Source organism: Haloactinospora alba, from assembly GCF_006717075.1.
In the GTDB taxonomy this organism is placed as follows: domain Bacteria; phylum Actinomycetota; class Actinomycetes; order Streptosporangiales; family Streptosporangiaceae; genus Haloactinospora; species Haloactinospora alba.
The window spans coordinates 492,871-509,817 of sequence record NZ_VFQC01000001.1 but is presented as its reverse complement, the minus strand read 5'-3'; the positions used below and the strand labels follow the sequence as shown (position 1 = coordinate 509,817).

Here is a 16,947-nt window from a genome sequence, read left to right as displayed (position 1 = left end):
GGTTACCACCCGCCGCCGTGTGCCCGCTTGTAGGCGGCCACCAGGTCCTCGGGGAGCTTGCCGGAGCTGGGCACCTCGTAGCCCTGTTCCTTGGCCCACCGGCGGACCTGCTTCGTGGTCGGCTCCGCCGGTGCCTCCGTGGTGGGTTCTTCCTTCGGCGCGGCGGCCACGGTGGTGTCTGCCTCGCGGACCTGGCCGGGCGCGGCGGTGGTGTCCTCAACCCGCCGGCCGCGTGATCCCTGCTCCGCCGGGTAGTCCACCCGGATCGGCTCCCACAAGTGTTCGTGATCGCGCACGATGTCGGCCCCCTTCTCGGCGACCGTGGTCCCCTTCTGGATCACCGCGCGGCGGCCGTGGTGGCGCACCACAGCGCTGGTCTTGGCGATGACAAGATCGGTGTCTGACACAGTGGTCTCCTTGCGTGTTCGCGTGCGGGCGCGGACGACACCGCCGTCCCGGCCGAGCTCCTCCAGCGCTGAGGCATCCGCGCCGACGAAGGCCAGCGCCTGGCGGCGCGCGCCCCGCCCCAGCAGAGAGGGCGCCCCACCGTGGTCAACCCACGACGGCACCGGGTACCAGGCGGGCCAGGCGCGGTGCTGGTAGTAGGCGGCCAGACGTGTGTCGTACACGCGCGACGGCCACTCCAGCCGGTCGCACCAGTCGAGCATCGCCGGGATGGAAGCCGTCGGGGCGGCGATCGCCACTCCCCATACCAGGTGGGGCGCTTGCACCCATGCGGCCCCGCGGGTGGTGGCGCGCTCGGCTGCGGCGGCGATGCCTCGGCTGCCTTCACGACCGAGGTAGAGCGACAGCACCGACTGCTCCGGCAGAGTCTCCACGGTCTGTTCGACGGCGGGCAGTAGGTCCCGGCTCACGATCGCATCGTCCTCGATGACCAGGTGCCAGTCCGCATCCGGGTCGTGGGCCTGCCACGCCCTGCGGCCGGTGTCCCAGCTGTCGCCCCACCGGTCCCACACCACGTGGGTCTCGTCGAGGCCGAGCCGGGCGAGCAGGTCGGCGACGAGGTCGGCCCGGTCGGGGTGGGCACGGATCGCGTAGCTCACCCGCACGCGCCACCCCCGCCGTAGCCGACGGGTTCGGCGCGGCCGTCAAGCAGGCGCCACACCGCGGCCTGGTCCACCGCGGCGCGGTTGCGGTGGTTCACATCGCGCGGCACGTCGGGACGCTGGTGACCCAGCCGGCCGACGGCCGGTTCGAGATCATCTGCCCGGTCGGGCAGGTCCTCCACACGCACGGTCATGTCGGCGACGGCCGCGCACCGGCGGTTCCACCGCACCCACCACTCCACCGCAGCCTCCATCTCAGGCCGACCGACCAGGGTGGGCTCGTGCTCCAGCGCGAAGGCGAGATACTCCGGCCGGCCGCGGCCGGCGAAGAACCCGATCCCTACCAGCGAGGACACAACGTCCACCGGGTGACGCACCACATGCACCACCGCACCGCGCCAGATGCCTGCTTCGATGTCGGGCAGCGCCATCCATGAGCTGTCGGCCTCCAGGCCCGGGCGGCGCCGGCGAGCCACCGGTGTCCACCACTGCTCGTGCCCGCAGTCGACACCGGCCGCGGTGAGCAGTCGGGCCATGTAGCCGGTGCCGCACCGGCCGGTGCCGACGACGGCGCACCGGGGCGCCCCGTCGACGCCCCGGTTCGGCTCAGGTGCCGTTGACCAGCACACGGAACGCGTTGTCCGCCAGCACCAGGCTGGAGTTACGCCAGATCGCGACGACCGCCCTCTGACCGGTCCACCGCTGGTTCGAGCTGCCGAGCACGTGGGGCTGCAGCTCCACCGTCATCCCCAGCCGGTCCACGATCAGGAACTGGCTGAAGTCGCCGAACAACAGGTACCTGTTGCCCTCGGTGCCGGACCCGGCCATGGCCGATGCCTCGTGCGCCGGGTAGCCCAGCAGTTCACTCGGCTGGCCCGATCCGAGGCGCACCCACAGGTCGCCACCATCGGAGCCGGTAGACAGGCTGCGCACGTCGTTGTACACGCTCTTGTTCGCCAAGAACCGTCCCCGTCCGCGGCTCCGGACGGGAAGCGCCTCTTCCAGTGAGTAGAGGTCGTCGACGTCGAAGCTGCCGCCGTCGAGCACCTCCGAGCTGGCGGCCAGCGTCGCCACGACACCGTTCGGGTTGTTGCCCGACCCGTCGCCGGTGACGAAAGAGCTGTCCTCCTCGCGTTCCTTGGCGTCCATCAGCAGACGGCTGATCTCCGAGCGGAGCTGCGGCCAGTCCTGGTCCACCTCCACGGAGAACGGAACGTTCGCGATCACCCGGGACGGCGTCACCTCGGGCTGGGAGATCGTGAAGCTGTCGTCGTCCGCCTCGGCGCCCTCCCCGGACCGCGACACCGTGATCCCCTGCGAGGTGACGCCTTGCCACGTCTTGGACGTGATCTGCTCCACCCGGGCGATCTGCCGCAGCGGCGACGTCGAACCATCGCTCGTCAGAATCACAGTCGGGTCCAACTGGAACGGCACAGCGAAACCACCAGCCGAGTCCGGACTCAGGGCCATCTGCCGCTGCTCTTCCGCCGTCCAGGTGTGCGGCCCGTGCATGACCGCTTTACCGAACGCCCGGTCATAGACCGGATTACCGGTCGTGAGGATGCGCTTGGCCAGCCACCCGTCACGCGAGTCGGTGCGCGCGAGCAGATCCTCGACGTGCTCGGCTACATCCTCTCGGGACCGTCCGGCGTCGGGCGGGAATTTCGCCCGCTCGATGGCGCGGCGCGCGTTGTCGTGCAGCTTGTCCCGGTACTCCTCCTCAGAGGAGGAATCCGCTCGCAGCCGCGAGATCTCGTAGATGTCCGCACCACGACTCTTAACGAACGACGGGGCCTGCGCTGTGGCATCGGCCCGCTCACCAGCGTTGGGCTGGGTCCGCGAGACCTCCTGCAGCCGCTGACGCCGCGCCCGCATCTCCTGCACCGTGGTCAGATGATTGTCCCGCTCTGAGTTGAGACTGTTCCACTCCTCACGGGCCTCATCCGCCATGCGGGTTCCGGAATACTCGGCGTCGAGTTCGGCGATGCGCTCGTCGATCTCAGCGATCCGCGCCTCACGGTCCTCTATCGACCGGGGTTCCTCGTCAGGGATTGGGGTTCCCATCACTGCCTCCTGGCATGCAAAAACCCCGCTCACGGCGGGGTTCGGGTTCGGTCAGCGCCTCAGTAGAGGCGGTTGTTATCGGGCGGAGGTAGGTACCAGTCGGCACCAGGCGCGCCGCCGATGTAGACCGAGTGCGTGCCGGCCGGAGGAGTGGTCCTCGCGGTGGCGTGCGGCTCGTCGTCTTCCTTTTCTTCTTGGGGTGGAGCCTCGCGGGCAGGGGTCTCGTCGTGCTCGCCGGCCGAATCCTCGTCGCGAGGCTCGGTGGCGTGCGGCGACTCTTCCTCCTGCTCGGGCTCCTGCTCGATCGCGTCGGCCAGTAGCACGGCGCGCGCGAGCTCTCTTCGGGTGTCGGGGTCGTCCAAGCGCCCCAGGTCGATAGTTGTCGAGCGCACCCCGACCGAGGTGTCGTCATAGGCCGGCCACACCACCGGCCCGACCTCCGGGACGCGCAACTCTTTCAGGTCGCGCAGGATCAGCTCGTCGTCGGGCAGATCCTCCATCCAGGTCCGCATGAGCGCCTCGCGCAGCGTCTCCTCGTCGCGGATCTCCTTACCGGAGGCCTCGAACCACCGCTGCCTGACGACGCCGAAGCGGAACGACATGCCGTCCACCGCCCCGGCCGCGATCGCGTCCCTGACGGGCTCGATCAGCCAGTTGTCGTGAAGGCGCCCCACCACGTGCGCCCCGCCCTCCGGGGCGAGGTCGGGGTCGGTCTCCTCAGCGATGCGCTCCACCGACGCGATCGGAATACTGCCGATCAGCGGGTGGCGGCCGTGGTCGAACTGGACCCTGGGAGGGTTCTCCCGGAAGCTCTTCTTCATCGCCCCCGGGGAGATCTTTTCCCGGAAACGCCCCTCCCACGAGTCGATGATCGACTCGCGGTTGAATACGGCGGCGAACCCATCCAAGGTCAACCCGTCGCCCGGCTCGTCGTCGCGGGTGTCGGCCGCGCGCAGCGCGAATGGCGCCTGGCGCAGCACGTCGTCGCGCGGCGGGACTTCGGCACGCCGCTCCACTGTTTGGCTCATGTGCCACCTCCGGCCGGCGCGGGGCCGGGCTCTCCATCTCCGTTATCCGGATCGCCGCCGCTGCCGTCGTCGTTCTGGTCGCTGGACATCGGCGGCTGCAGTTGGACACTCATCAGCGGCCTGCCTTGCTCGTCGGTGTGGGGTGCCAGCCGTGTCCAGTCCTGGTTGATCACCGCATCTACGGCCGACTCGTGCGTGAATCCGTCTTTGACCAGCGCCACGATCGTGTTCGCTTCTTGCTGTTGCACCGACGCCTGATCTTGGGCATCCATCGCGAGGAACGGCATGCCGCGGGTGGCGAACCACAGCGCCGCACGGTCATCCGGCGGGGTGAGGATCGTCTCCAGACTGGTGGCGGCGTTACTCCAGAGATGCTGCAACGTGCCGTCGGAAAACCGCCTCCGCGCGGACGTGAAGTTGCCCGCGTTCAACGCGCTGCCCTGAAGCCCTTCGCTGAAGCCCACCCACGACGGAGGAACACCGGCCGCAGAAGCAACCCTCGATTCAGCTTTGCCCTGGGTGACCGCGAACTCCAACTGCTGGAAGTCCTTGCCGACCGGGGTCATGTCCGCACCGCCACCCAAGAACAAGGTCTTGTAGGCGTTGGCGGCGCCCTGGTGCTCGGCCTCGAACAGCTCCTTGAACTCCTTGACCTGCTCCATCGAGATACTGGAGTCGAACTTGATCACCGAGTTCGGCGTCGCCGCGTTGCGCAGGAAGGCCCTCTTGTGGTCGGTCTGCAGGTTGTCGCCGATCACGTCCTTGATCACCGGCGTGATCCACGACATCCCGATGAACACCGCATCCGGGTCCGGGTAGGGGGCGTAGTGCGCCACCTCATCCGGCTCCAAGAAGATCATCCGATCGCCGCGGTCACCGCGGGGCATGTAGGCATACCCCAGGAGCTCCACATCGGCGGCATCGGCGGGATGGTCCGGGTCCTCGTTCGACCCGAGGATGATCGTCACCCAGTCGGGACGCAGCCTGACCAGCCGCGAGGTGCGGCCGCGCCGCAGCCGTCGCACGTAGGCGTTACCCGCGCTGGTGACGTCCAGCTCCATCCGCGCCAGCAGGTCCGCGGTCGTACCGCCGGGCCAGGGCCGTTCCAGAACACCGAGCTCCGGGCTTCCGAACAGGTCCCCGGTTCCCCCGCGTTCGAAACGCGTCCATTGGAACCGCGCCTGGGAGAACACCTGCATCCGTGCCAGAGTCAACGCCCACACCGGACCGTTGCTTTTGACCAGCCCGGACAGGGTGGAGCCGACCTGCTCCTCATCGAGGGTGCCCATGGTCGTCTGCAGCACGCCCGCCTCTTGGGCGGCCAGCACCGCATCCACCCAATCCTGCGTGGTGCCGCGCTGCTCAGTGTGTTCAGGTTCGCCGCCGCGGCCGAGGAGCCGCTGCCACCACCGGGCCATCAACTACTCCCCACCAGCGCGAACGGTTTCGGGGACTCTTTCCTCCCGAACTTGCGGTAGCCCCACAGCGCCTGGCTTGCGGCCACCAGCGGGCTGATGTCTGACGACGGCGTGTCCCGCCCCCACACGAACGCTCCGTCCCGGCCGACCTGGTGAGCGGTCGCAGACGAGACCGCACCCGTCAGTGACCCCTGATCGAGATGACGCACTGTCGACCGCCACCCATCCGGAGCCGACGACGGCCGCACGCAGGCATCGACGAATCCCCCAGCGGCTGCGGCACGTTCGTTCATGCTGGCCTTGATCACCGTCACGTCCTTGGCCTCCAGGTCAGGGATAAGGCTGGCGGCCGGTCCGAAGTTGCCCACCACCACCGCAGCCGGCTTCCACTTCTCGATCAGCTCCAGGGCGCGGGGCACCATCCAGGTGACGCCGGGCAGGTGGTCGACGACCTCGACGTGGTACAGCCCATCCGGGCGCACACCCGCCACCCCGATCGCGCCCATGCTGCGTTCGGGGTTCACGTCCAAGCTGAAGCACACCGGGTTGCGCGGCTGCGAACCCGGATCAACGAGCGCGGTCCACGCGTCCTCAGGGATGACCTGCCACCCCTCACCCTCGGAGGGCCAATCACCTACACCGAGGCGTTCCTGGTCGAACTCCGCGTGGCCGAGCGAGCGGAACTCGTTGCGGACGTAGTCCACGCTGATACGGATTCCCAACGCCGGGTTCGCCCGTGCCCACGTCTCCGGGGCATCGCGCCGGTCGTGGTCCTCGCACTCTTCGGGGCAGAGCTGCCCGCACGCGTTCGCCGACCACTCCAGGTAGCACAGCGACGGGTCACCACCGGCCAGGGCACGGTTTCGCACCCGACCGAGCTGGATGCTCTCCTTGTTTCCGGCCGACCCGAGGTACCAGATCTGTGGGTTCGGCCGCGCCGACAAGGTCGGCATGAGAGCGGCCATAACCTCTGGCGGCAAGAACATGGCCTCGTCCAGGAAGACGACATCGCCGGAGAACCCGCGGCCCCCTCCCTTCGACCTCGCCTTGAACAGCAGCCGCTGCCCTGACTTAAGGAAGATCCCCTCCTTGCCGTGGGAATGCGAGACCTTCTTCACCTGAGCGTCGAACTCCGGGGTGTTCTCGATCAGGGTCAGGATCCGGGTGAACGCCTCGGCCGAGGTGTCGAACTGGTGGGCCGTGTGAATCAGAACCCGCTCACCGAAGGCGAACAGGCCAGCCAGCTCGCGGGCCTCGATAACCCCACCTTTGCCGTTCTGCCGACTGACGACCTGGCCCACCTCGAAGGACGCCCACTTGCGCTGGTGCTGCCCGAGCAGCTCGTTGTAGAACGTTTCCTCCTGCTCGCCCAGGGCCTCGCGTAGCGTGAGCTTCTGCCACGGATCCAGGTCGAGGCCAGCCATCGTGGCGACCTCGATCGCGTCATCCCCCGCCGTGCTCACCCGAGGTGGGGAGCTCAGAATCCGCGGTTCCTGATGCCCGAGCAGCGCGGCGGGCGGCGAGATCGTCAAGGCGTGACTCCTTCCCCGTCTCCGCGTTCTGCACTGAGGTCTTGATCTTGGCGACGGTCTCCCGCAGCTCCCGCGACAGCGCCGACGAATCCCGGCTGCCGGCCTCATCCAGGCGCGCGGCCAACGTGATCGCCAGTGCACACAGGCCCGGCTCGTGCTGTGGAGCGCCGAGAGATTCCAGCTCCGCGCGAATCTTGTCCTCGACCACAGCGCCTCCTAGCCGATCAGCGCGAGCTGTTCCCCCGCAGGGTGAGCTCCCTTACGGGAGTTGCACACGAAGTGAGCGAGCTGGACGTTCGCACGAACATCGTCGCCGCCTTCGACGATCGGGATGATGTGGTCGATGACTGGCGACTTCGGATCCGGATACTTCCTGGCCATGGCGACGCGCTTGCCGCACAACTGGCAGGTGCGTTTATCGCGGGAAGCGATCTCCTCAAGCGTGTAACGTTCCGCCTGCGCTCCGCGTTGCAGAGCGCGCCGCGTCCGATTCTTGCGGACACACCGCGCGCTCTCTCGTATCTTCGCGCACCCTTCACACAGCGGGGTGTTCGCGGAGTTACGTACCTCCGCGCCGCAATCGGCGCATGGCCGGGGGCGAATCACTGCTGGAGAGACCGTCGTTCCGTTCTTCGCCTTCCCGCAGCACGCCCGAGAACAATAGGACCCCCGACCTGGCCGGGAAGCTACGAACAAGGCTCCGCACCATAAGCACGTCCGTTCCCGCGCTTTCCGACGACAATCACGGCAGATCACGGACTCGTCAGCGAGCGATCCTTCTCCGACGTAGCGCAACGCGCTACACACCGAACACGGCAACATACGAGGCATTGGTTTCTCCCGGATATACGGAAGGCCCCAGTCCGGGAGAACTGGAGCCTTCCTACCGACGGTAGCTAGCCGCCGGATGACCAGAGTTGGGGTCCTGAAAGTTGAGGGGGGGCGTGATCACGTGGGCGGCGGGCTCAATCAGAATCGTGTTTCCGCTGGTCATGGCCCCCCGTATGGGGGTGGGGGTAGGGGGTATGGGCGGTGGGGTGTGGGTGTGGGTGCTCTGCCCCCGCCTGCCCTGGCCCTGGTGGCCTACCAGTTGCGGCTGTTGGCCTGTTTGGGCCAGGTGACATCGGTGCGGTTGCCGCGGGTGGAGTTGCAGCGGCGATGTGCCTCGCGGTGGTTGCTCGGGTCGAGCGCGAGGTCAGGTCGAACGCTGAGTGGAATCGCGTGATCGAGCGTCCAGCTCATCGGCGACGTCGACGGCAAGCTCACGTCGATGCTGCGTCCGCACAACCAGCAGACGTTGCTGCCTTCGCGCTTGAGTCGAGCCTTGGCGCGTGCGAGTGGTCTGCCGGAGCGTCCTTGTCTGTAGTTGTGGTTGAGCGTGGTCACTGGTGTCACCTCGCTCGTGGGTGGCGCGCTGCTGTGTGTGGTTGAGCCGCGGTAGTAGTTCGCGCTGAGTTGCGGTGGGGTGTGGGCGGTGGGCTTGTGGTGTGGGGTAGCGAAGGCCGGTGTGGGTGACGCCGGGTTCCCAGTTGCGGCGGGTCCCTGGTTGGTGGTGGCCGGGATGGTGTGCGGGAGCGCCCCAGGCGTCAGATAGGCCCGGGGCGCTCGACCGCGTCCCCGCCCGCCAAACGGGGAGCATGAAAACGCCCCCGGTGTGACCAGGGGCGTTCAGGTACAGGTATGAGATTGTACGTTTCTAGAGTGCCACAAGGGTCAAGCAGGTAGGCGGGTCTGTACGCCAACCTTTTGTGGTGCCCGTTGGTACGGACTCGACTTCTCCGGCAGCTCGCGGAGATCGAACATGCGGGTGCCACGACGTGCCCATCGGGTGATGCGGCCTGTGTGGTGCCACCGGTAGAGGGTGCGCACCGGGCGTCCGGTCCATGCGGCGGCGGCGTGGATGTCGACGAGGCGCGGTCTCATGCCCCCATGATCACTGATGGTCAGGGCGGGCGCGAGTCGATGTGCACGCCGGTCGGCTTATGCCGTCTGCTCCCACGGCCACGCGGCCCGCTGTCCCGCTTCGATCAGTGGGATCATGCGGAACGCGGCGTCGGACAGGCCGCCGAAGGTGTGCCGGTTGCCCTCACCCGAAGGGCCATGACCGTACCGGTACCCGGCCAGGTTCCACGTGTACACCGGCACCGATTCCGGCACCTGCGTGGTCGGGTCGCTGCCGTACCACCCGCCCCATGCCTGCTCGTCGGTCACGATCACCACGCGGTCGTGGCTGCGGAAGTGGGCGCGCACCGCGTCGGCGGTGTTGGTTCCGCCCATCCAGTTGAACCGGTCGATGACGCGCAGCAGCGAGTCCCCGCGGGCCACGGTGACCGGCGCTGACCGGGTGCCGAACTCGACCAGGTCGGCGTTCTGGCACCGCATCGCGAGTGCGGACCCGAAGATCGCGGCGGCGTCGGCGCGGTTCAGGTCCGAGCGCTCCGACAGCCGCGACTGCATGGATCCGGACCGGTCGACCAGCACCAACGTGCGGCCTCCCAGCTCGGGGACATTGCCCAGGGACGCGTGCAGCGCCTTGTCCAGGGCGTGGCCCCACCGCAGGCTCGGGGCGTTTCGGTAGGCCGCGAGGAACCGCATGGGGAACTGGCGGGAGCGCGCGACCTGCTCGGGGTCGGCCAGCCGGGCGGCGACCTGCTGCGCGACTTCGTCGGAGACTCCGGTCTGGTCGAAGTTGCGGAGGTTGCGCAGTAGGGCCATGTAGCCCATGGATGGGATGAACGCTTCCCATAGCTTGGTCTTGTCGACCTTGTCGCCGGCCATCGACAGCGCCGCTTCCCATGTCAGTCCGGCGCGTTTCAGCTCGTCGGGGTCGAGGAGGATGGTCGGGTCAGCCTCCAGGAACTCAGGGAACGCGAGGTTGCGGGCCAGCACCGGCAGCGTGTCCGGATCGGGCACGGTGCCGCGGTCGTGGCGCCGGTCGTGCGCGTACTGGAACAGGTGCCCCTGCCACGGCTTGGCCGCGTCGGGTGAGGCGTGGACGAGGTTGAGGACGTCGCCGAAGCGGAACCCCTTCGAGGTGGTGTCGTACTTGATCATCGACCGCTCGTTGTACAGGCGTCCAACGGCGTCGGCGATGCCGCGCTTGACGGGCTTGGGGACGGTCCGGCCGTAGCGGGTGGTCCAGTAGGCCAGGGCCTCGCCGGGCTCGTCGGCGCGCTGCAGGGCCGCGGCCACCATCTGGCGGGAGTGGCCGTGCTCCTCGGCGTCGGTGCGGGCCTTGGCGCCTTCCAGGGCGGCGACGATGGAGGCGGTGCGCATGTTGCCTTCGCCGCGCAGCCAACCGCCGAAGCCGGTGAACCACTCGGGGTCGGACACCGCGATCTCACGGGCGAGCGCGCGGAACCGGGTGTCGCGGGTGTCGGCGTCCTCGTAGAAGGTCTGCTCTCCGACCATGTTGGACACCGCGAGCAGGAACAGTTCCGAGCGGGTGTCGCGGGCGTATCCGGGCGCGCCTTCATGCGTGCGCCCCGAGGGGGCCTGCTCGGAGGCGATGGGGCCGCGTCCCGAGGGGCGGGCGCCGGCGGTGTTGAACTTGGCCATAAAGAGAGCTCCTTCCGCGCGGGGAGGAGCCTTCTTCAGGTGATGCGCCCGAGATCAAGGCGGGGACGGTACGTAGGCGCTCTGCCATTGAGCTACACCGGCGAACCGGCGACGGGATTCGAACCCGCAACCACCCGCTTTCAAGGCGAAGTAGCCGTCTCCTGCGCACCGGGCGCATCGTCTGAAGTTGTGTCCTCCCGAGATCTTGGTGGCTCCGGTGTGATTCAGCCAAGAAGTAACCGGAGTCGGCGCACCGGGAGGTGCTGGTGGCACAGTAGCAGGAAAGGGGCGGCAGCGGGGGCTGGGTTTTGGGTTGACCACTAATGGTTGGGCGCGGGGTTGAGCGGGCGCCTGTACGGGTCGGCCCATGCCCGCCGGTCGGCCGGGAGCTGGGTGTCGCAGTCGGGGCACAGCCATGCCAGCAGCTCCCCGTCGACGATGCTCTCGACGGGGGCCGCGTCTTCGTGGCTGCACGTCTGGCGGGCGAACTCCTCCTCTAGGAAGCGGCGCCGGTGCTCAGGGCTGACGTGGCGATCGAAGGCGATGTACCGCTCGGATGTGGCGCCAGCGCCGGGGATGACGCCGCCCCGTGCGTAGTCCTCCCTGGTCGGGCGGCGCAGCGGCGGGGGCGGTTCCTGGGGCGTGGACTGGCGGTCCGGGATGGGGCGATCGCCCTTCACGGCGCCCACTCCTTCCGGTAGTCGGGATGATCCGCGTAGACCGCAGCGAGGAGCTTGAGGGTTCCGCATGGCTGCGGATCCTTCGAAGTGGGCGAGTGAGCGCACGTAGTGCAGGTGTACTCATCGCCGAAGTTGACGGGGACGGGAGCATGCTGGGCGACGATGCGCCGCTTGGCCTCGACCTCGGCCAGCACCCGTGCGGGGCCGTTGCGGGCGATGTGGCCGGCAGCCCCAGACCTCAGTTCGTCAGCGGTGTCGATGACGAATGCGGGGAGGCGCCCGTCACGATCCTGGTAAAGCTCGGGATAGTTCTCGGTGAGGTAGGTCGGGAAACGCTCCACGGTGCGCAGCGACGCGCCGCGCAGGTACCCGTCCTCGGGTTCGGCTGGGGTGTCGTCGGAGGGCTCGATCCACTGCCAGTGCGTGCCGGGTCGTTCGGGATCGATTGCGGCACGCGCCGCCCGTTCGTCTTCGTCGAGGCGCTCGGCCAGGAACTCTACGATGGTCACGGCGTCTCGCGCTGCCTCCTCGTCCTCGTGTAGCCGTGCCCGGAGGAACTCCACGATCGTCACGAATCCTCCGCTCCGTCGATGCCGGTATCCCATGGGGCGGGACCGGCGCCGCTGATCTCTACAGCGGGTTCCGGGGGGTTGACGGCCACCGGGACCGCCGATCGTGCCGTCCCGTCCGGCATGATGATTTCAATCTCGTCTTGTTTGAACGCCTGACGGGCGTCCGACAGCTCGCCGAAAGCGATGTCTCCGCCCCAATACCAAAGGAACACACGGGCGGACGGGTCCGAATCGCATCCAAGCCGAAGATCGCCGTCCGCCTCAATTTCGCGACCGTCGCTGAGGCGGACGGCGACGGACCCCTTGTACGTGTATTGGGCGTCCCCACTCCACGGTTCAGTCATGTTCAGCTTCCTGCTCTCCGAGGTTAATGCCGCCGCTTCCGGGACTGATGTGCCAGTGTCGACCGCACCGGTCACAGTGAACGCCGGTGGGCGCGTGGTCGCCGCCCATAGTGCGATGGTCAAGGAGTTCGAGGTCGTGGCCCTCGTTCCGGCATTTGCGGTGTGCCAACTCGCGCTCGGCCTCTGCCAGCGTGTACCGGGGGTCGGTCTCGCTCCACGGTTCGGTCATGCGGTGGCCTTTCTTAGTCGGTACGGTCTTTCTTCTGCAGGTCGGCGAAGAACCCAACCACTCCGATTAGAGCGACCAGGATGCACGGGATGGCTCCGGCGATCCACCAGCTGCCCAGGGTCCACAGCCACGCGGCCAGTGCGCCGCCGCCGAGGGTGAGGATCGCGCCGAGGGCGTTGGTGGCGCGGTTGCGGGTGACGGTGTCGGCGGTGTCGATCTTGATCCAGAGGGTCATGACCGGACCTCCCTGTTCTCGTTGATGACGTCCGCGGCTCGGTCCCAGTGGGCGCATGGCCAGGCGGTGCCGGGCGGGCAGGCCCGGCACTGCTCTGCTGGCTGCGCGAGTCCATCACCCCAGGTGTGGACGTCCATCACCTCGTGGGCGATGTTGCGCCGCACAGTGGCATCCATCAGGCCGACGAGGGAGGCCAGGGTGTGGCAGGGCCATGTGACACCGCAGCGCCAGCACAGGGCCTCGTCGTCGATGTCTGCGGGATCGGTGAACAAGTGGTGGGTGCGGTGGCCGGCCTGGAGAGCTACTCCGAGGGCTATGCGCTGCGGGATCTTGGCTGCGTCGCGGATCATCGCCCGCATGGTGTTGAGCAGCCTCATCGGGCGCCTCCCGTCGGCATCGTCAGACATAGGTGCCGGATCGCGTCGCGCTCGATGGCCGCCGCACGCTGCGCGTCGACTCTCTGGATGTGGAGCCCGTGTAGCTCATCGTCGTTCCACGCGGCCAGGCCGCGGTCCTCGCTCATGGGGTCATCCTTTCGTGTTCGGGGTGGTGTGTCATGAGGCGTGGTCAAGGAGAGTGATCCATTCGTGGCGGCGCCACAGGTTGCCGCATCCGGGTACGCGCACGGGCCAGGCGCGCCCCTGTTCGGCGGGGCCTTCGACCGCGCCGGGGCCGACACAGCGCACGTCGCCGTCGGCGTCGGAGGGGACGGTGAGGGTGCCGCCGCAGTCTGGGCACACCACATCACGCAGCTGGCGAGCGGGCGCGTCGTAGCCGAGCAGCACCCGGCCCTGTTTGCGGTTGCGGCGCTGCTGGGTGATCACGGTGGTCACAGCCGGGTGCTCATCGGGCAGGGTGCTCGCAAGGGTGACGAGTCCGCGGAGTTCTTCGACCAGCGGGCGCGGCGTCCCGGTGTCCAGGTTGTTGGCGTCACGCAACAGGATCCGCGCGGAGACCGCGTCCTGGCGGATGTGGTTGAGGAGGTCCGCGGCCGCCAGGCTTCCGGGTGGTTTGCTTCCCGGCTGGGTGCGGCCGCCGTCGGTATCGCCGCCCCGGGCGGGTTCCCGTACCGCTCGGAGCTGAGCAAGCAGGCCGGGTTGGTGCACCGGCGCGACGCGGGCCTCCGCCCGGCTGGGACACCGGCACTGGTGGTGACGGGCCGCCCCCGTGGGGAGTGCGGCCCGGTGCGCCTGGCACGCCTGGGTGTGGAGCTGCAGCCGCACCCCGTACTCGACGCGTTCGCGCCACCCGTCCACGAACTCGGTGACGAGGTCGGCGAGGTAGGTGCTGTCATCGGTCACGTGGGCTCCCATCCACCGGCAGGGGTTTCACGCATGTCCTGGCCGCACCGGGTACAGACGCCGCGGCCTCGGGTGTCGCCGTGGGTGGTCACGTCGTACACGTCGGTGTGGGTGCATGCGGCGCGGAAGGCGGCGTCGTCGCGGCGTCGTTGGAGTTCCTTGCCGAAGTCGGCGCCGAGCTGGGTGTCGCAGTCGGGGCACAGCCAGGCGACGATGACCCCGGAGGACTCGACTGGGCAGGCGTCGTCGTGGATGCACTGGGAGCTGGTCATGAGTTGCCTCCGGTGCGTTGGCGCATCTGTGCCGCCATCTCCTGCCACCGTTCGGTCATGGCGTCGTAGTCGCGCCTCATCTGCTCGAACGCGTCGGCGAACTCACGCAGCTCGGCGGCGTGGCGGCGGTGGATACGGGCAGTGGCCCGGAAGTGGTACCCCACCAGCGCAGATATCAGTGTCACCAGGGTGAACAGCAGCGCTGCCACAACGGCGATCAGGGCGATGTCCATAGGTCATTCCTCCTGCGCGAGTTCGCGGGCGCGGGTCAGAGCGGCGTCACGCTCGTACTGGAGGGACGCGATCTGCTCCACAAGGTCGCTGATCTGGTGTTCGCGATCCTGCAGATGACCGTCGATCCCGACCTCGTCGAGGATGCGACCAGCGAGGTCGAAGTGCGGCATGCTCCCGTCGACCTCGCCGTTGCCGTGCTCGGTGTCGCAGATGACCGCGGCGATGATGGCCGCCGTGCGGAAGTGCTGGTTGTCGCGGGCGAGTTGGGCATCGTTCTTCAGTTCGGAGTTGACGGCCCGCAGCCGTGCCACCTCCTGCTTCAGGGCGGCCTGGTCGGGGTCGGCGGCGGACCAGTCGAGGTAGGTGCTCACGGCCTGCCGGATGGCGGCCTGCAGCACCGCGTGATCCGTGGCGCGCAGCCCGGGGCACTGAGTCTCGGGGCGCCCGTCCAGCTGGGCCTGGATGTGGTCGTCGGCCGCTTCGAGCGCTGCCTCCAGGGCGCCGTCTCCAGGGCGCGGGGAGGTGTGGCCGCACACGTGAGAGGCGGCGTGCTTGCGCGCGGCGTCGCGTTCATCCATCAGCCTCGTCATCTCGGGTTCGATGACGTCGGTGGCCAGGCGGGCGTGCTGTTCGGCCAGGGATGCCTCACGGCTTGCATCGAGGCCGCCTCCGCGTTCGAGGTGGGATTCGAGTCGGCGTCGCAGGTCGTGCATCTCACTCATCGGTGGTTCCTTCCTGGGGCGGGATGGGCATGGACGGTGGTTCCGCCGTGGTGGTCGAGGCGCACCCACCAGGCGCCGTGGTACAGCAGCGGCACCTCGGCCGGGTCGAGGTTGACCAGCTTGCTGATGAGGTAGCCGGTGCGTTGGGCGTCGCGCCGGTCAGACTCCACAGCCAGATGGCACCCCTTCGGAGAGGTTGCTGACCCGCACAGCAGCACCAAGTTCGCCGGACTGTTGAGCTCGGGGCGGCGGGAGCCTCCGGCGCCGCGCGGGACCCGATGGTGCAGGCTCCACTCGCGGGTGATCGGAAGCCCGCACCGGGCGCACCGGCCCGCGTCCCTCTCCCACACGAGCGCTCGTGTCGCCTTCGTGGGGCCGCTCATGTCCGCCTCCGGTCAGCGAGGTAGGCCACGCCCTCCCGGGTGCCATCGGCGTGATCGCACGCCGCCAGCAGCGCCATCGCCACCCGGCGCGCCTCATCGACCCGCAGGGCCTGCACGTCCTCCACGTGGCTGTCGTCGGGAGTCGACAGGTACACCGCGTCAGCGAGACTGGCGTCGCTCAGGGAACGGACCAGCCATCGGTCCAGGGCGGCGCGGCGTCCGTACATGTGGGGTGCGGTGATCTCCCACTGCGGGCCGGGCATGGGGTGGTCGGAGGGGTTGATCCGGTCGGGCGTGGGCAGCTCGGTGGTATCTGCTTCCGCGAGGAGTTCGCGGAGTTGGCGGCGCAGGTCGCCGATGGTGTCTCGCCACTCGGTCACCGGTCCTCCTCACGGCGCGGCGGGTAGTAGGCGACCTCCGCCGAGTACCGCCGCAGCGTGTCCGGGTCGGTGCGGCGCTCGTAGATCGTGATCTCGTCGCACGCCGGGCACCGGTGCGCGTTCCACCGGTACATCAGCCCGGACTCATTGCCTCGGTAGTGCTCGTAGCCCAGGGCGATGCACGACGGGCCGGAGTCGCCGCAGGTGGGGCAGCCGGGGTCGATGTGGGACATGACCACGGCGCGTTTCCATCGGGTCCATTCGGCGACCGGCACGCTGTTGATCTCTCTGGGCAGGGAGGGGAGCGTGCGCTTGGTGGTCATCGGTTCTCCTTCCGGAGTGCGTCGAGGCAGGCACGGTGCCGCACCCGGCCGGCCGGGATGGGGCGGTGGCAGGTGGCGCACGACGGCGACCGGTCGCCACGGTTCGGTGGTGGTGGGAGCATGTGCCGGGCGTCGGTCAGCTGGATCACCGGGTGCCTCCTCGCGTCGCCCCCGACTCGGACCCCGACGCGCACTGGGCACGCACCCGGTCCAGCTGGGCGCGCACATGCTCGGGCGGGCCACCACTGCGGCGGGCGGCCAGGGCCTTGGCCCCTGGAGGTGCGTCGGCGGCTGCCGCAGCACCGTCCCGCAGCCATTGCTGGTACGCGTCGACGTCATCCGGGTCCACCGGGGGACGGGCCGCATCCCACGCCGCGTGGTTGCGGCGTTCCGCGCGAGCGGCGCGGACGGCGTCACGCACGTCGCCTGGCTGGATCCGCCGCGGCCGGCTGGTGCTGTACCACCGGATCACCGCGTCGCGGCACTCCTCGAACGGCAGGTCCTCGATGACTTGCTGCCAGGCGAGTACGTCACTGCGGCCGGTGGTCCGGGAGTCGTAGGTGGCCGCGACCGCGAGGATCGCTCCGACCTGTTCTTCGTCCATG

Annotated in this window: 25 protein-coding genes and 1 tRNA gene; all 26 read right to left on the bottom strand. The window is 68.7% G+C overall.

Annotation, left to right across the window (positions count from 1 at the left end; all coding sequences use genetic code 11):
- Positions 1 to 2 precede the first annotated feature (2 nt).
- Complete coding sequence (locus tag FHX37_RS02435; RefSeq protein WP_141921843.1) at positions 3 to 1,064, bottom strand: Lsr2 family DNA-binding protein; 1,062 nt, start codon at positions 1,062 to 1,064, stop codon at positions 3 to 5.
- Positions 1,061 to 1,696, bottom strand: a complete 636-nt coding sequence (locus tag FHX37_RS02430; protein ID WP_141921842.1) for a hypothetical protein — start codon at positions 1,694 to 1,696, stop codon at positions 1,061 to 1,063. Before FHX37_RS02430 ends, FHX37_RS02435 begins: the two co-directional genes overlap by 4 nt.
- Entirely contained in the window at positions 1,674 to 3,131 is a 1,458-nt protein-coding gene (locus tag FHX37_RS02425) for a phage major capsid protein (protein ID WP_141921841.1), read from the bottom strand. The genes FHX37_RS02430 and FHX37_RS02425 overlap by 23 nt, the downstream gene beginning before the upstream one ends.
- A 59-nt stretch (positions 3,132 to 3,190) precedes the next feature.
- The gene (locus FHX37_RS02420) at positions 3,191 to 4,159 is read right to left on the bottom strand and encodes an HK97 family phage prohead protease (protein ID WP_141921840.1); all 969 of its coding nucleotides are present in this window, start codon (positions 4,157 to 4,159) and stop codon (positions 3,191 to 3,193) included.
- Positions 4,156 to 5,577, bottom strand: a complete 1,422-nt coding sequence (locus FHX37_RS02415) for a phage portal protein (protein ID WP_141921839.1) — start codon at positions 5,575 to 5,577, stop codon at positions 4,156 to 4,158. The genes FHX37_RS02420 and FHX37_RS02415 overlap by 4 nt, the downstream gene beginning before the upstream one ends.
- Positions 5,577 to 7,040 (bottom strand): hypothetical protein, encoded by a 1,464-nt coding sequence (locus tag FHX37_RS02410; RefSeq protein WP_141921838.1) that lies wholly within the window; start codon positions 7,038 to 7,040, stop codon positions 5,577 to 5,579. The genes FHX37_RS02415 and FHX37_RS02410 overlap by 1 nt, the downstream gene beginning before the upstream one ends.
- Positions 7,021 to 7,317 (bottom strand): hypothetical protein, encoded by a 297-nt coding sequence (locus tag FHX37_RS02405; RefSeq protein ID WP_141921837.1) that lies wholly within the window; start codon positions 7,315 to 7,317, stop codon positions 7,021 to 7,023. The genes FHX37_RS02410 and FHX37_RS02405 overlap by 20 nt, the downstream gene beginning before the upstream one ends.
- Positions 7,318 to 7,325: 8 nt before the next feature.
- On the bottom strand, positions 7,326 to 7,931 hold the full coding sequence (locus FHX37_RS23805) for an HNH endonuclease (RefSeq protein ID WP_141924964.1): 606 nt from the start codon (positions 7,929 to 7,931) through the stop codon (positions 7,326 to 7,328).
- A gap of 261 nt (positions 7,932 to 8,192) precedes the next feature.
- Entirely contained in the window at positions 8,193 to 8,495 is a 303-nt protein-coding gene (locus tag FHX37_RS02395) for an HNH endonuclease (RefSeq protein ID WP_141921836.1), read from the bottom strand.
- A gap of 594 nt (positions 8,496 to 9,089) precedes the next feature.
- Positions 9,090 to 10,667, bottom strand: coding sequence for a TROVE domain-containing protein (locus FHX37_RS02390; RefSeq protein ID WP_141921835.1), 1,578 nt, complete (start codon positions 10,665 to 10,667; stop codon positions 9,090 to 9,092).
- A gap of 103 nt (positions 10,668 to 10,770) precedes the next feature.
- A tRNA-OTHER gene (locus tag FHX37_RS02385) sits at positions 10,771 to 10,840 on the bottom strand.
- Positions 10,841 to 10,987: 147 nt separating this feature from the next.
- The gene (locus FHX37_RS02380; RefSeq protein WP_141921834.1) at positions 10,988 to 11,347 is read right to left on the bottom strand and encodes a hypothetical protein; all 360 of its coding nucleotides are present in this window, start codon (positions 11,345 to 11,347) and stop codon (positions 10,988 to 10,990) included.
- Entirely contained in the window at positions 11,344 to 11,919 is a 576-nt protein-coding gene (locus FHX37_RS02375) for a DUF6221 family protein (RefSeq protein ID WP_141921833.1), read from the bottom strand. The genes FHX37_RS02380 and FHX37_RS02375 overlap by 4 nt, the downstream gene beginning before the upstream one ends.
- Entirely contained in the window at positions 11,916 to 12,263 is a 348-nt protein-coding gene (locus tag FHX37_RS02370) for a hypothetical protein (protein WP_141921832.1), read from the bottom strand. Before FHX37_RS02370 ends, FHX37_RS02375 begins: the two co-directional genes overlap by 4 nt.
- Positions 12,256 to 12,492, bottom strand: coding sequence for a hypothetical protein (locus FHX37_RS02365; protein ID WP_141921831.1), 237 nt, complete (start codon positions 12,490 to 12,492; stop codon positions 12,256 to 12,258). Before FHX37_RS02365 ends, FHX37_RS02370 begins: the two co-directional genes overlap by 8 nt.
- A 13-nt stretch (positions 12,493 to 12,505) precedes the next feature.
- The gene (locus tag FHX37_RS02360; RefSeq protein ID WP_141921830.1) at positions 12,506 to 12,727 is read right to left on the bottom strand and encodes a hypothetical protein; all 222 of its coding nucleotides are present in this window, start codon (positions 12,725 to 12,727) and stop codon (positions 12,506 to 12,508) included.
- Positions 12,724 to 13,104 carry a hypothetical protein gene (locus tag FHX37_RS02355; protein WP_141921829.1) on the bottom strand — a complete coding sequence of 127 codons (381 nt, stop codon included), beginning with the start codon at positions 13,102 to 13,104 and terminating at the stop codon, positions 12,724 to 12,726. The genes FHX37_RS02360 and FHX37_RS02355 overlap by 4 nt, the downstream gene beginning before the upstream one ends.
- Positions 13,101 to 13,250: a hypothetical protein gene (locus FHX37_RS22695; protein ID WP_170181484.1), complete on the bottom strand. Its 150-nt coding sequence runs from the start codon at positions 13,248 to 13,250 to the stop codon at positions 13,101 to 13,103. The genes FHX37_RS02355 and FHX37_RS22695 overlap by 4 nt, the downstream gene beginning before the upstream one ends.
- Before the next feature lie 31 nt (positions 13,251 to 13,281).
- The gene (locus tag FHX37_RS02350; RefSeq protein WP_141921828.1) at positions 13,282 to 14,028 is read right to left on the bottom strand and encodes a DUF7341 domain-containing protein; all 747 of its coding nucleotides are present in this window, start codon (positions 14,026 to 14,028) and stop codon (positions 13,282 to 13,284) included.
- Positions 14,025 to 14,300 (bottom strand): hypothetical protein, encoded by a 276-nt coding sequence (locus FHX37_RS02345; protein WP_141921827.1) that lies wholly within the window; start codon positions 14,298 to 14,300, stop codon positions 14,025 to 14,027. The genes FHX37_RS02350 and FHX37_RS02345 overlap by 4 nt, the downstream gene beginning before the upstream one ends.
- Positions 14,297 to 14,533, bottom strand: coding sequence for a hypothetical protein (locus tag FHX37_RS02340; RefSeq protein WP_141921826.1), 237 nt, complete (start codon positions 14,531 to 14,533; stop codon positions 14,297 to 14,299). Before FHX37_RS02340 ends, FHX37_RS02345 begins: the two co-directional genes overlap by 4 nt.
- Positions 14,534 to 14,536: 3 nt before the next feature.
- On the bottom strand, positions 14,537 to 15,256 hold the full coding sequence (locus FHX37_RS02335; RefSeq protein WP_141921825.1) for a hypothetical protein: 720 nt from the start codon (positions 15,254 to 15,256) through the stop codon (positions 14,537 to 14,539).
- On the bottom strand, positions 15,253 to 15,639 hold the full coding sequence (locus tag FHX37_RS02330) for an HNH endonuclease (protein WP_141921824.1): 387 nt from the start codon (positions 15,637 to 15,639) through the stop codon (positions 15,253 to 15,255). The genes FHX37_RS02335 and FHX37_RS02330 overlap by 4 nt, the downstream gene beginning before the upstream one ends.
- The gene (locus tag FHX37_RS02325; protein WP_141921823.1) at positions 15,636 to 16,019 is read right to left on the bottom strand and encodes a hypothetical protein; all 384 of its coding nucleotides are present in this window, start codon (positions 16,017 to 16,019) and stop codon (positions 15,636 to 15,638) included. The genes FHX37_RS02330 and FHX37_RS02325 overlap by 4 nt, the downstream gene beginning before the upstream one ends.
- On the bottom strand, positions 16,016 to 16,342 hold the full coding sequence (locus FHX37_RS02320) for a hypothetical protein (protein WP_141921822.1): 327 nt from the start codon (positions 16,340 to 16,342) through the stop codon (positions 16,016 to 16,018). Before FHX37_RS02320 ends, FHX37_RS02325 begins: the two co-directional genes overlap by 4 nt.
- A 145-nt stretch (positions 16,343 to 16,487) precedes the next feature.
- Positions 16,488 to 16,946: a hypothetical protein gene (locus FHX37_RS02315; protein ID WP_141921821.1), complete on the bottom strand. Its 459-nt coding sequence runs from the start codon at positions 16,944 to 16,946 to the stop codon at positions 16,488 to 16,490.
- Between the last annotated feature and the right edge of the window lies 1 nt (position 16,947).